An 11,925-nucleotide genomic window follows, 5' to 3' on the forward strand; every position below is an offset into this window, starting at 1 on the left:
CTCCATCCTTGCAGATCGGCCTTGCAGATCCTTGACAACTGTCACGATGATGCAATGCTTGGACCATGACGCTCACCCCGCCCCGCCCCGTCAGCGACGTCCGCCCCGGCACGGTCACCGGTGCCGACGCCAACCAGGCGCCGCCGCTCGCGCCCTACGACGCCTCGGCCGACGTCGCGCTCGTCGAGGCACTGCACCGGGAGGGTGCCGGCTGGGCGGAGGACGACGTGCGCCGACTCGGCCGCCTGGCGGGCAGCCCGGAGGCGCAGCGCTGGGCCGAGGACGCCAACCGCTTCGAGCCGGAGCTGCGCGTGGTCGACCGCTACGGCAACCGGGTCGACGAGGTCGAGTTCCACCCCGCCTGGCACCAGCTCATGGACACCGCGATCTCCGAGGGGCTCGGCGGTGCCGCCTGGGCGGACGAGCGTGCGGGCGCCCACGTCGCGCGCACGGCGGGCAGTCTCGTGTGGGGCCACACCGAGGCCGGCCACGGGTGCCCGGTCACGATGACCTACGCCGTCGTGCCCGCGCTGCGGCACGCCCCGGCGCTGGCCGAGGTGTACGAGCCGCTCCTGACGTCGCGCGTGTACGAGCCCGGTCTGCGCGTGCCCACCCAGAAGCAGGGACTGCTCGCGGGCATGGGCATGACGGAGCGCCAGGGCGGCTCCGACGTGCGCACCAACACCACCGTCGCGCAGCCGACCGAGGAGCCCGGCGTCTTCACGCTGCACGGTGCCAAGTGGTTCACGTCGGCGCCCATGTGCGACGTGTTCCTCGTGCTCGCGCAGTCGCCGGGCGGCCTGTCGTGCTTCCTCGTCCCGCGGATCCTGCCCGACGGGTCGCGCAACCGCTTCCACGTCGTGCGGCTCAAGGACAAGCTCGGCAACCGCTCCAACGCCTCGTCCGAGCCCGAGCTCGACGGCGCCGTCGCCTGGCTCGTGGGGGAGGAGGGCCGCGGCGTGCGCACCATCATCGACATGGTCAGCTGCACCCGGCTGGACTGCGCGACGGGCAGCGCGACTCTCATGCGCAAGGCGCTCGTCGAGGCCGGCCACCACGTGCAGCACCGCGCGGCGTTCGGCCGCCGGCTGGTCGACCAGCCGCTCATGCGCAACGTGCTTGCCGACCTCGCGCTCGAGTCGGAGGCCGCGACGGCGTTCACCCTGCGGCTCTCGGGTGCCGCCGACCGCGCGCTGCGCGGCGACGAGCACGAGCAGGCGTTCCGGCGCATCGGCACGGCGGTCGGGAAGTACTGGATCACCAAGCGGGGCCCCGCCTTCACGGCGGAGGCCATGGAGTGCCTGGGCGGCAACGGGTACGTCGAGGAGTCCGGCATGCCGCGGCTCTACCGCGAGGCTCCGCTCAACTCGATCTGGGAGGGCTCGGGCAACGTCAACGCGCTCGACGTCCTGCGGGCCCTCGGTCGCGAGCCGGCCGTGGCCGACGCCCTGCTGCACGAGATCGGTCTCGCCCGCGGTGGCGACGCCCGCCTCGACGCCGCGGCCGACAGGCTGGGCGCCGACCTCGCCGCCGCCGCGCGCGACCTCGGCAGCATCGAGTTCCGGGCGCGCCGACTCGTCGAGCAGATGGCCCTGACGCTGCAGGCGTCGCTGCTGGTGCGGCACTCCTCGCCCGCCGTGGCCGACGCGTTCTGCTCGAGCCGGCTCGACGGGCGCGGCGGGCTGGCGTTCGGCACGCTCGACGCCGACGTCGACGCCGGCGCGATCCTCGAGCGGGCCCTGCCTGGTCTCGCGACCTGACGGCGGCCGGGCCGGGGACGCGCTGGTCGAGCGCGTCCGGTCAGACGCCTGGATCGCCGGACGGCCACGCGGCGATGAGCTCGGCGGGGCCGAGGACGGTGACGTCGTCGATCTGCGTCGGTACCCGCGAGACGGCGAGCAACGGGGTCTCGTCAGTCGCCCCCGGGAGCTGGCGTCGATGCTCGACGAGGCGGTCGTAGTCCCGGCGGCTGAAGGGTGCGTTCTCGAGCCACTTGATGGATCCCACCGCGAAGAGGGCCTTCGCCGTGGGTGCCCGGTCCGCGACGACGATGTCGATCTCGGGATCGTTCTTGCGGGTCCAGTAGCCGCCCACGACCCCGGCGGACCCGTCGGGTCCGAGCGGGAGGCCGAGCCGATCGATCGCTTCACGGACGATCGGCTCGATGGCGCGACCGCGCCACGTCGTCCAGGACCTCTGGACCCGCTCCAGGGTGCGGTCGCCACGTCCGCGCTCGACCTCGTGGATGTACGGCCCGACGAACTCCAACCAGAACCTCAGGTAGGGGTCGGCGACCCAGTAGCGCGCTTCCTGCGAGGCCTTCGTCGACAGGGGCGTGGCCCGATGCACGATGCGCTTGTCCGTCAGGAGCGAAAGTGCCCGGCTCAGGCTGGCGGCGGTGACGCCGCTCGCTCGCCCGATGGAGGTGAACGTACGCTCGCCGCTGCCGATGGCCCCGAGGACGGTTCGTGCCTGGGCCTCGGAGGGGAACTCGGCCGCGAGGGCGCGTTCGGCGGAGACCAGGAGGGCGGAGGTGGGGTTGGCGAACGCGCTTCTCAGGTAGTCGGTCAAGGACTGGCCGGGCTTCCACTCGGCGCAGATCAGTGGAAGCCCACCGGTGACGAGGTGCGCGTCGAACGCGTCGGCGGGCTCGAGCTGGAGCATGCGGGCGACCTCGGCCGGCGAGAGCGCAGGCACGACCATCTCGTCGGCACGTTGGTGGAAGGGCCGGTCGTAGCTGCTGAGCGCCTCCATCATGGCCAGGTCGGAACCGATGCCGATGAGGAGCAGTCGGTGCCTGGACAGGATCCTGTCGAAGACGGTCTGGAGCGTGCCTTCGAACGCAGGGTCCTGAGCGATGACGTAGGGGAGCTCGTCGAGGACGACGATGCTGCCGGTGTCAGACGTCGCGCTGGCGAGCAGTCGAAGCGCTGCGTCCCAGCTTGTCACGGTGAGGTCGCGGAAGGTGTCCGCGCCGGGGAGGTTGGAGCGGGCGACCTCGTCGACGAAGAGCTGGAGCTCCTCGTGCAGGGGGCGTCGCGAAGCAGCGTAGAAGAGGTAGGGCACCCCGGATCGCTCGACGAACTCCTCGACGAGACGGGACTTGCCCACGCGACGCCGTCCTCGGATGAGGACGGCCTTGCCGGGCTTCGCGTCCGTCGACTCGCGCACCGACGTGAGGCGGTCGGTGAGCTCCCGCAGTTGCTGCTCTCGTCCCACGAACATGTGCCGCGCCTCTGGTCGGGAAGTGATTCACCGAGGAGACTATCATGAGTGATAGTCTCCTGGACTGTACTCTTTGGTCGCCAGCGATCGGCGATCCGCTCGTGGGCTGTCCCGTCCTGCGCGACACCGGCTCGGCCGGTGGGCGACCCGCCCGTTCCTCCACAGAGACGTCCAGGTGTCCTCAGCGCCTCGCACCGAGGACGCTCCCGGGGTTGAGCCGACCCTCCGGGTCGAGAGCGGCCTTGACGGCGCGGTGGACGTCGAGGGCGACGGGGTCGAGCTCGCGCGCCAGCCAGCCGGCCTTGAGCCGGCCGACGCCGTGCTCGCCCGTCACCGTGCCGCCGAGGTCGAGGGCGAGCGCCGTGATCGCGTCGAACGCGCGCCGGGCGGCCGCCTCGGACTCCGGGTCCTGCTGGTCGAAGATCACCGTCGGGTGCATGTTGCCGTCGCCGGCGTGGCCGAACACCCCGATCGTCAGCCCCTCGGCGCGGGCCACCTGATCGACGCCCTGCACGAGCGCCACGATCGCGCGCCGCGGGACGCACACGTCGTCGAGCAGCCAGTCGCCGAGCCGCTCCAGGGCGGGCAGCGCCTGACGTCGGGCCTCGAGCAGCTGCCGTCCCTCCTCGACGTCGGTCGTGACCGCGACGTCGACCGCTCCCGCTCCCTCGCACGCCCGCTGCACGGCTGCGAGCGTCGCCGTGGGGTCGGGCTGGTCAGACTGGACGAGCAGCATCGCGGCGGCGTCGAGCCCCATGCCGGTGTGCGCGTCGATCGCCCGGAGCGTGGTCGCGTCGAGCAGCTCCAGCAGCGACACGTCGAGCGCGTCGGCGGTCATCCGTTCCACCGCGCGACCCGCGTCGGGCAGCGAGGCGAACGTCGCGACGACGGTGGCGGGCGCCGGTGGGAAGGGCTGCAACCGGAGCGTGACCTCGGTGATCACCCCGAGCGTCCCCTCGGAGCCCACGAGCAGGTGGGTCAGGTCGTAGCCGGCCACGCCCTTGACCGTGCGGCGTCCGGTCCGCAGGACCCGACCGTCGGCCAGGACGACCTCGAGACCCAGCACGTAGTCGCCCGTCACCCCGTACTTCACGCAGCACATGCCGCCGGCGTCGGTCGCGACGTTGCCGCCGATGGTCGAGATGGCGACGCTGCCGGGGTCGGGCGGGTAGAACAGCCCGACCTCCTCGACCGCCGCGCGCAGGTCGCCGGTCAGCACGCCGGGCTGCACGACGGCGACCCGTTCCTCGACGTCGATCGCGACGATGCGGTCGAGCCGTCGGGTGCTCAGCACGACGGAGCCCGCCGGAGCGTTCGCGCCGCCGGCCAGCCCCGTGCCGGCGCCGCGGGTGACGACCGTGAGCCCGGCCGCCCGCGCGGCCCGCAGGCAGGCGGCGACCTCGTCGGTGTCGCGCGGCGACAGCACCGCGGCAGGCGTCGAGCGCTCCACCAGTCGCGCCTCGTCGTGCGCGAACCCGGCCACGACGTCAGGGTCGGTCTGCACGATCGCCGCGGGCAGGTCGTCGAGGCTCACCCGTCGATCGTGCCACGAGCGACGCCTCGCCGTTCTTGACGTGGATTTGAGGTCCGGTTGGGTTGGGGCTGACCCGTCCCGCCCGATGCTCGTGGTGCCGCCGCAGGAGCGGCACCGACGAGGAGGACGGCATGAGGACCGACGTGAGGACCAGGGCCCGCCGCATGGCGGTCGGCGCCGGCGTGCTGGGTGTGGTGGCGACCGGCGGCTTCGCGGCCGTCGTCGCCCAGACCAGCTCGACCGCCGCGAGCGTCGAGCAGAGCACGACGTCGGGCACGTCGGGGAGCACGTCGCCCCAGGACTCGAGCCAGGGCAGCACCTCGGACCAGGGGAGCAGCTCGGACCAGGGCGGGAGCGGCCTGCAGCAGGGCAGCTCCAGCGGCCAGGGCGACGCGTCGAGCAACGCGTCATGAGCGCCGTGCGTCGGTGGGACGCCTGGTCGTGCACCGTGTCCGTGACCGTGGAGGGCGGCTCGCCCGACCGCGCCGAGCGCGTCGTCCGCGACCTGATGGCCGACGTCGACGCCGCCGTGAGCCGGTTCCGCGACGATGCCGAGCTGGTGCGGGTCGCTCGGCACGGCGGCCGTCTGGTGCCGGCGTCGGCGCTGACCGTCGAGCTGGTCCAGGTGGCCCTGCAGGCCGCGCGCGCGACCGACGGTGCCGTGGACCCGACGCTCGGCGCCGACCTGGCAGCACTCGGCTACGACGCCGACCTCGACGTGGTGCGGGCCGCGCCCCGAGGTCGCGCGGCCGGGACGCGGACCGGCCTCGGCCAGCTGGAGGCGCTCCACCGACCGAGCTGGCCGCTCCGACGTGACTGGCGCAGCGTCCGCGTCGACCCCGAGCTGCGGCTGGTGGGGGTCCCGGCGGGCGTCGGGCTCGACCTCGGTGCCGTGGCGAAGGCGTGGACGGCCGACGAGGCGGCGCGCCGGGTGCACGCGCTCGACGGCCACGCCGTCCTCGTCGAGATCGGCGGCGACCTCGCGCTCGCGGGCCGACCGTCCCGACCCTGGCAGGTCGACGTCGCCGAACGACGCGGCGGGGCGGGGACCCGGGTCGCCGTGACCCGCGGCGGGCTCGCGACGTCGTCGACCCGGGAGCGTCGCTGGACCACCACGGACGGCGTCCCGGCCCACCACCTGCTGGACCCCCGTACGGGCCGACCCGCCGACAGCTCCTGGCGCACGGTCGCCGTGTGGGCTCCGAGCGCGGTGCTGGCGAACACGCTCAGCACGGCCGCGGTGGTCCGCGGCCCGGAGGCCCTGCCCTGGCTGCAGCGTGACGACGTGGCCGCACGCGTGGTCACCGTCGCCGGTGCCGTCGAGCACGTCGGCGGCTGGCCGCCCGAGACGGAGGTGGCGGCATGACCCTCTGGTTCCTGGCTCGTGCTCTCGGCATGGTGGCCCTCCTCGGGTTCACGGCGTCCGTCTGCCTCGGTGCGCTCGCGTCGTCGACGGGTCGCGGCAGCGGCGCCCACGAGCAGCGCGCCGTCCGCCAGCTCGCGCACCGCTCGGTCGCGCTCACGGCGCTGGCGGCGCTGGTCCTGCACGTCGGGCTGCTCGCGCTCGACACCCACGTCGACGTGCCGCTCACCTCCGTGGTCGTGCCCTTCACCTCGGGGTTCGCGCCGCTCGCGGTCGGGCTCGGCGCCCTCGCGGTGTGGGCCTTCGTGGCCGCCGCGCTGAGCGGACTGTCGCGCGGACGGCTCGCCGGCTCGCGGGTCTCGCCCCTCGTCTGGCGCACCGTGCACGGCTCCGCCTACGTCGGCTGGCTGCTGAGCATGGGGCACGGCGTCCTCGCCGGCACCGACACCGGTCGTGCCTGGGCGACGGTCGTCTACGTCGGCTGCGCGCTGGCGGTGGCCGGAGTCGCGGCGCTGCGCATCCTCGCCCGTCCCCGTCGGACGACCGTCCTCACCGACTCCGTCCCACCCCACCGTGTGCTCGTCCGAGGAGGATCCCGATGACCGTCCTGACCTGTCCCAGCGGTCCCCCGGCCGTCCTCACCTGGGGAGCGGACGCCCTGCTCTCCGGCGCGCGCGACACCGGCCACGTGCCCCTCGTCGAGCACGAGCTCCTGCATGGCGCGCTCCGGGCGGACGCAGCGCGCACGCTCGCCGCCGACGTGGCGTCGGTGCGGCTGCTGGGCCGTGGCGGTGCAGCCTTCCCGGTCGCGACCAAGCTGGCCGGAGTCGCGCCCGGGTCCGACGTGCGGGTGGTGGTGAACGGCAGCGAGGGCGAGCCGGCGAGCTGGAAAGACCGGGTGCTCATGCGCCGCGTCCCGCACCTCGTGCTCGACGGCGTCGTCGTCGTGGCGGAAGCCCTGCGCACGACGCACGCCGTGGTCGCCGTCCACGACCCGCAGGCTGCTGCGGCCCTGCGTGCCGCGCTCGTGGAGCGCACCGACGCGCACCACGTGCGGGTCGTCGACGCAGCAGGGACGTTCGTCGGCGGCGAGGCGCGGTCGCTCGTCAACCGGCTCTCGGGAGCCGGGGAGCACGCTCGCGACGCTGCTGGGCGACGTGCCGCACCCGGGCGTGGTCGAGGTGCCGCACGGCCGACGGGTCGCCGACCTCGTCGGCGGAGCGGACCGGACCGTCCTCCTCGGTGGGTACCACGGCCGCTGGACCAAGGCCGGCGACCTGCTCGTGGACCGCGCCGCCCTCCGCGCGCGAGGTGCGACGTGGGGTGCGGGCGTCGTCGCCGTGCTGCCCGGCGCCACCTGCCCCGTGGGGGAGGTCGCGCGGGTGGCGCGCTGGCTCGCCGGGGAGTCGGCCGGGCAGTGCGGACCCTGCGTGTTCGGGCTCGACTCCCTCGCCTCCGACGTCGAGGGGCTGGCGGCGAACGCGCCCGTCGACCTCTCGCGCCTGTCCCGACGGCTCGGCCTGGTGCGCGGTCGCGGAGCGTGCGCCCACCCCGACGGCGCCGTCGGCTTCCTGGCCAGCGCGCTGACCGCGTTCGCCGACGACGTCGCCGTCCACGCGACGGGTCGCGGGTGCGGACGTCCGACGCTCGGCGTGCTCCCGACGGGTGCCGAGCGATGAGCCCACGCGTCCTGGTCGACTGGACCCGCTGCGACGGCCACGGACTGTGCGCCGCGCTCCTGCCCGAGCAGGTGACCCTCGACGAGTGGGGCTTCCCCGTCGTCGGCGACGACCTCACCGAGCGGCAGGCCCGCCAGCTGGCGCAGGCGTGCCCCGCGCTCGCCCTGCGGGTCCTGCCCGCACTGGACCGGTCGGGCCGGTCGTGAGCGTGCGCGAGTCGGCCCCGGTCGGCGTCACCGAGCACTACGGTGACCCCATGGTCCGGATCCTGGTGGTCGAGGACGACCTCGCCATCCGCACGACCCTCACCCGCGGGCTGACCGACCACGGTGCCGTCGTCACCGCCGTCGGGACGGCCGTCGAGGCCATCCGCAGCGTCGGTGCCGAGCAGCCCGACGTGATCATGCTCGACCTCGGGCTGCCGGACCTCGACGGCGCCGACGTGCTCGCCCTGGTGCGCTCCTCCAGCGACGTGCCGGTGGTCGTGGCCACGGCCCGTGACGACGAGCGGGAGATCGTGCGGCTCCTCGACGCCGGCGCCGACGACTACCTCGTCAAGCCGTTCTCCGCCGCGCAGGCCATGGCGCGCGTCCGAGCGGTGCTGCGCCGCACCGCGCCGGCCGGTGCGGCCGACCGCACCGTCAGGGTGGGCGGACTGGTCGTCGACCCTGTCTCACGAGAGGTCGCCCTCGACGGCCGCGCCGTCGCGCTGAACCGCAAGGAGTTCGACCTGCTGCTCGCCCTCGCCACCCGCGCCGGCGAGGTGGTGAGCAAGCGTGAGCTGCTGGCCGACGTCTGGCAGATGCCGTGGGGCGGCGCCGACCGCACGGTCGACGTGCACCTGTCGTGGCTGCGTCGCAAGCTCGGCGAGAGCGCTGCCGACCCGCGGTACCTGCACAGCGTGCGAGGGGTGGGCGTCAAGCTCGTCGCCCCCGACCCCGCGACCGGCGGCGTCGCGTGAGCCTGCGCGCCCGCATCCTCGCGCTGGGCGTCGGGTCGGCCGCGGCGATGCTGCTGCTCCTCGCCGTGCCGGTGACGCTGACCGTGCAGCGCAACGTGCAGCAGGACGAGGAGCAGTGGGCGGCCTCCGTCGCGCAGGGCGTGGCCGACCTGCTGAGCACGGGGCGGGGCGACCGCGACGACCTCGTCGCGGTCGTCGAGCGCATCGACGCCCGCGACGGTGGTCGGGTGACCGTCGACGCCGGCGACGGCGCGCCCGTGGGGTCGACCCGACCCGACTGCAGCGTCGACTCGGACGCCCGTTTCGGTCCCCTCGCCGACGCCGGCACACCCCCAGGGCGACGCGACGACGCACGGTCCCCCGACGGCGACTCCTACGGCCCGCCGGACGCCCGGGTCGGGCGCGTGTACGGGGCAGAGGTGGCGTCGGTCGACGGCGGCCGGCTCGTGCGCGTGGTCGCCGAGCAGCGGGGCCGCGACGTCGCGGTGTGCTCGTTCGTGCCGAGCAGCGTGGTGGGGAGGGAGACGCTCGAGCAGGTGGGCGTGCTCGGCCTGGCCGGGCTGGTCACGCTCGCGGCGGTGGCGGGGCTCGCCGTGGTGGTGGGGCGTCGTCTCGCGGGTCACCTGACGGCAGCGGCCGCGACGGCCGAACGACTCGCCGACGGCGACCTCGACGCCCGGGCGCCGCAGGACGGTCCGCGCGAGGTGCGCAGCGTGTCGGCGGCGCTGAACCGCCTGGCCGGGCGCATCGACGAGCTGCTCGTGGCCGAGCGCGAGACCGTCGCCGACCTGTCGCACCGGCTGCGCACCCCGGTCACCGCGGTGCGGCTCGACGTCGAGGCCCTGCCGGAGTCGCCGCAGAAGCGTGAGCTCGAGGACCACCTCGACCACCTCGAGCGGACCCTGACGGCGGTGATCCAGGCTGCTCGCCGACCACAACGCGAGGGGGCGGTGCCCCGGACCGACGTGGTCGCCGTGGTGCAGGACCGGTTCGCGTACTGGGCTCCGCTGCTGGAGGACCAGCGGCGAGACGCCGTGCTCGAGCTGCCGGACGGCGCCGCGGGGTGGGAGGTGCGCCTGGCCGACGCGGACCTCGCCGCCGCGCTGGACGCGCTGCTCGAGAACGCCGTCGCGCACACGGCCGAGGGAGTGCCGGTGGCCGTGACCGTGTCGTCCGTCGGCACCGACACCGTCGTCGAGGTCCGTGACCAAGGGCCGGGCGTGCCGCCGTCGGCCTTGCGGCGCGGGACGAGCGACCGGGGCTCCAGCGGTCTCGGCCTCGACATCGCGCGGTCGTGCGCGGAGGCGAGCGGCGGTCGCCTCGAGCTCGACCGCGACGGTCCGTGGTCCCTGGTCCGGCTCGTCCTCGGCGCACCCTGACCCCCTCCACCGCACGTCGGCGCTCGCCGCACGGGGACGTCCCACGAAGGAGAACACCATGCTGGACACGTTCAACGGCCTCCCGCTGCACCCGCTCGTCGTGCACGCGGTCGTCGTGCTGCTGCCCCTGTCGGTGGTCGGTGCGATCGTCGTCGCGCTGCGCCCAGCCTGGCGCCAGACCTACGGCTGGCTCGTGGCCGGTCTGCTCGTCGTGGCGACCGCGCTCACCCCGGTCGCGACCTCGAGCGGCGAGGCGCTCGAGAAGAGGGTCGGCGACCCGGGCCGGCACGCGGAGCTCGGCGACCAGCTCATCTGGTTCGAGATCGCCCTGCTGGTGGTGCTCGTGGCGATGCTCGTCCTGCACCGTCGGGGCGTCGTGTCCGCGGCGGCGCGGGGCGTGGCCGTCCTCGTCCTGATCGCCTCCGTCGCGGCGGCCGTGCAGGTCTACCGCGTGGGCGACTCGGGCGCGAAGGCGGTGTGGGGCGACACGACCAGCGAGGCTGGCGGCAGCTGAGCAGTCGACGTCCGAGAGGTACGTGCCGGGACCGGCGACGAGGTCAGCGCGCGGCCTTGACGGCGACGACCGGGCAGTCGGCCTCGAGCAGGATGCGCTGCGAGGTGGAGCCCAGCACCAGCTTGCCCACGGGGGAGCGTCGGCGCTGGCCGATGACGACGAGCGACGCGTCGTGGCGGTTGGCGTGGTCGAGGATGGCGTCGGCGGCGCCACCGCTGCCCACGAAGTGCACCACCTCGTGCTCGACGCCTGCCTCGCCGAGCCGCGACTCGAGCTGCTCCACGACGGTCTCGGGCGAGACGTCCGGGTGCGGCGCGTCGGACGCGATGACGACGAGACGGGCGGACGTGCTGCGGGCGTGGTCGACGGCCCAGGTCCAGGCGGCCTCACCCTCGGGACTCGCGACGTAGCCCACGACGATCGTGCTCATGCGGTTCTCCTTCTCCCCGGCACCACGCTACCGGGCACGTACGGCGTCGTCGCCCCGGGTGAGCAGGGACTGATGTCCCGAAAGAAGTCAGGACTTTATGGGTGCAGATGACCTCGATAAGGACTAAAGTCCCGAGGAGATAGGGACCAGCGTCCGTCCTTCGCGGTGGGGAGACCACGAAGGGCCAGGTGGGCACCAGTGCAGCCGGCCGTGCATCCCTTCACCGAGGGAGAGAACACCATGGGACTGGTGACGTCAGCACGTCCGTCGAGCACGACCGCGAAGGTGGTCGCGCTGATCCTGGTCGCCCTGGCGGCGTCGACGCTGGTCGTGGCGCAGGCCGACGCCGCGCGCAGCCACCGCGTGACCGTGACGAAGACCGCTACCGTCGTGAAGACCGCGACGCGCGTGGCGCACGTCGACGGGCACCGCGGCGAGGCGACGGTGCGGCGCAGCGCCACGGGTCGTGGCACCGCGACGGTGAGGGCGTCGACCCCGCAGCGGGCTCGTGCGCAGGCCACGACCGCGGCGCGGAAGCGGGCCGTGGTGCAGGCCCGTCAGCGCGCCTTCGCGACGGCCTCGGCCGCCGCGGCGAAGGGCTGGCACACGTTTTTACCTACGTCCTCAATTTCTGATGAAAACCCTCTCCATTCGATTGGGCGCGGCGGCTCTCGTCGTCTTCACGTCGCCCCTCTCCGGCATAGGGACAACCTTTCTCAACGTGCCGTTCACGCCGAGACAGATGGCCCTCGGCAACGCTGCCTTCATGGGAGACCCTTCCCTGTTCCGGCTCAATCCCGCCCTCGTCGTGCAGGAGCGGCCCGCCACGCAACTCTATTT

13 protein-coding genes and 1 pseudogene are annotated in these 11,925 nt (G+C 74.0%); 11 read left to right on the forward strand and 3 right to left on the reverse strand.

Going from position 1 to position 11,925, the window contains the following annotated elements; genetic code table 11:
• Nucleotides 1-65: 65 nt before the first annotated feature.
• A complete protein-coding gene (locus tag A6Q81_RS08765; protein ID WP_286690220.1) occupies nt 66-1,760 on the forward strand; it encodes an acyl-CoA dehydrogenase family protein in 1,695 nt (564 codons plus the stop codon).
• Nucleotides 1,761-1,800: 40 nt separating this feature from the next.
• On the opposite strand, the gene A6Q81_RS08770 is transcribed toward A6Q81_RS08765, so the two are convergent.
• Both A6Q81_RS08770 and A6Q81_RS08775 read right to left on the reverse strand, forming a co-directional pair.
• Nucleotides 1,801-3,225: an ATP-binding protein gene (locus tag A6Q81_RS08770; RefSeq protein WP_193786272.1), complete on the reverse strand. Its 1,425-nt coding sequence runs from the start codon at nt 3,223-3,225 to the stop codon at nt 1,801-1,803.
• A gap of 181 nt (nt 3,226-3,406) precedes the next feature.
• On the reverse strand, nt 3,407-4,759 hold the full coding sequence (locus A6Q81_RS08775; protein ID WP_286690221.1) for an FAD-binding oxidoreductase: 1,353 nt from the start codon (nt 4,757-4,759) through the stop codon (nt 3,407-3,409).
• A gap of 131 nt (nt 4,760-4,890) precedes the next feature.
• Here A6Q81_RS08775 and A6Q81_RS08780 point away from each other — a divergent pair, with 131 nt between their 5' ends.
• The 9 genes and pseudogenes from A6Q81_RS08780 (at nt 4,891) to A6Q81_RS08815 (ending at nt 10,655) form a co-directional block, all read left to right on the forward strand.
• A complete protein-coding gene (locus A6Q81_RS08780; RefSeq protein WP_169795974.1) occupies nt 4,891-5,172 on the forward strand; it encodes a hypothetical protein in 282 nt (93 codons plus the stop codon).
• Nucleotides 5,169-6,125, forward strand: coding sequence for an FAD:protein FMN transferase (locus A6Q81_RS08785; protein WP_286690222.1), 957 nt, complete (start codon nt 5,169-5,171; stop codon nt 6,123-6,125). Before A6Q81_RS08780 ends, A6Q81_RS08785 begins: the two co-directional genes overlap by 4 nt.
• The gene (locus A6Q81_RS08790; protein ID WP_286690223.1) at nt 6,122-6,724 is read left to right on the forward strand and encodes a hypothetical protein; all 603 of its coding nucleotides are present in this window, start codon (nt 6,122-6,124) and stop codon (nt 6,722-6,724) included. Before A6Q81_RS08785 ends, A6Q81_RS08790 begins: the two co-directional genes overlap by 4 nt.
• Nucleotides 6,721-7,239 (forward strand): annotated as a pseudogene (locus A6Q81_RS17215) (hypothetical protein); the annotation flags it as partial. The gene A6Q81_RS08790 and the pseudogene A6Q81_RS17215, both read left to right, overlap by 4 nt.
• A gap of 40 nt (nt 7,240-7,279) precedes the next feature.
• The gene (locus A6Q81_RS08795; protein ID WP_286690224.1) at nt 7,280-7,801 is read left to right on the forward strand and encodes an NADH-ubiquinone oxidoreductase-F iron-sulfur binding region domain-containing protein; all 522 of its coding nucleotides are present in this window, start codon (nt 7,280-7,282) and stop codon (nt 7,799-7,801) included.
• Nucleotides 7,798-8,007 carry a ferredoxin gene (locus tag A6Q81_RS08800; protein ID WP_067860404.1) on the forward strand — a complete coding sequence of 70 codons (210 nt, stop codon included), beginning with the start codon at nt 7,798-7,800 and terminating at the stop codon, nt 8,005-8,007. The genes A6Q81_RS08795 and A6Q81_RS08800 overlap by 4 nt, the downstream gene beginning before the upstream one ends.
• Before the next feature lie 50 nt (nt 8,008-8,057).
• A complete protein-coding gene (locus tag A6Q81_RS08805; protein WP_286690225.1) occupies nt 8,058-8,762 on the forward strand; it encodes a response regulator transcription factor in 705 nt (234 codons plus the stop codon).
• Nucleotides 8,759-10,141: a sensor histidine kinase gene (locus A6Q81_RS08810; protein WP_286690226.1), complete on the forward strand. Its 1,383-nt coding sequence runs from the start codon at nt 8,759-8,761 to the stop codon at nt 10,139-10,141. The genes A6Q81_RS08805 and A6Q81_RS08810 overlap by 4 nt, the downstream gene beginning before the upstream one ends.
• 58 nt (nt 10,142-10,199) lie before the next feature.
• Nucleotides 10,200-10,655 (forward strand): DUF2231 domain-containing protein, encoded by a 456-nt coding sequence (locus A6Q81_RS08815; RefSeq protein WP_236749757.1) that lies wholly within the window; start codon nt 10,200-10,202, stop codon nt 10,653-10,655.
• Nucleotides 10,656-10,698: 43 nt separating this feature from the next.
• Here A6Q81_RS08815 and A6Q81_RS08820 read toward each other — a convergent pair whose 3' ends face one another.
• A complete protein-coding gene (locus A6Q81_RS08820) occupies nt 10,699-11,085 on the reverse strand; it encodes a universal stress protein (RefSeq protein ID WP_286690227.1) in 387 nt (128 codons plus the stop codon).
• Between the two features lie 634 nt (nt 11,086-11,719).
• Here A6Q81_RS08820 and A6Q81_RS08825 point away from each other — a divergent pair.
• A partial coding sequence (locus tag A6Q81_RS08825) for a hypothetical protein (protein ID WP_286690228.1) occupies nt 11,720-11,925 on the forward strand: 206 nt, incomplete at its 3' end.

It is taken from the genome of Aeromicrobium sp. REDSEA-S38_B2 (assembly GCF_001628525.1).
Taxonomy (GTDB): domain Bacteria; phylum Actinomycetota; class Actinomycetes; order Propionibacteriales; family Nocardioidaceae; genus Aeromicrobium; species Aeromicrobium erythreum.

Coding starts and splice junctions, on each gene's coding strand:
- A6Q81_RS08765 (WP_286690220.1), top strand. CDS start 66: ATGACGCTCACCCCGCCCCGCCCCGTCAGCGACGTCCGCCCCGGCACG.
- A6Q81_RS08770 (WP_193786272.1), bottom strand. CDS start 3,225: ATGTTCGTGGGACGAGAGCAGCAACTGCGGGAGCTCACCGACCGCCTC.
- A6Q81_RS08780 (WP_169795974.1), top strand. CDS start 4,891: ATGAGGACCGACGTGAGGACCAGGGCCCGCCGCATGGCGGTCGGCGCC.
- A6Q81_RS08785 (WP_286690222.1), top strand. CDS start 5,169: ATGAGCGCCGTGCGTCGGTGGGACGCCTGGTCGTGCACCGTGTCCGTG.
- A6Q81_RS08790 (WP_286690223.1), top strand. CDS start 6,122: ATGACCCTCTGGTTCCTGGCTCGTGCTCTCGGCATGGTGGCCCTCCTC.
- A6Q81_RS08800 (WP_067860404.1), top strand. CDS start 7,798: ATGAGCCCACGCGTCCTGGTCGACTGGACCCGCTGCGACGGCCACGGA.
- A6Q81_RS08805 (WP_286690225.1), top strand. CDS start 8,058: ATGGTCCGGATCCTGGTGGTCGAGGACGACCTCGCCATCCGCACGACC.
- A6Q81_RS08815 (WP_236749757.1), top strand. CDS start 10,200: ATGCTGGACACGTTCAACGGCCTCCCGCTGCACCCGCTCGTCGTGCAC.
- A6Q81_RS08820 (WP_286690227.1), bottom strand. CDS start 11,085: ATGAGCACGATCGTCGTGGGCTACGTCGCGAGTCCCGAGGGTGAGGCC.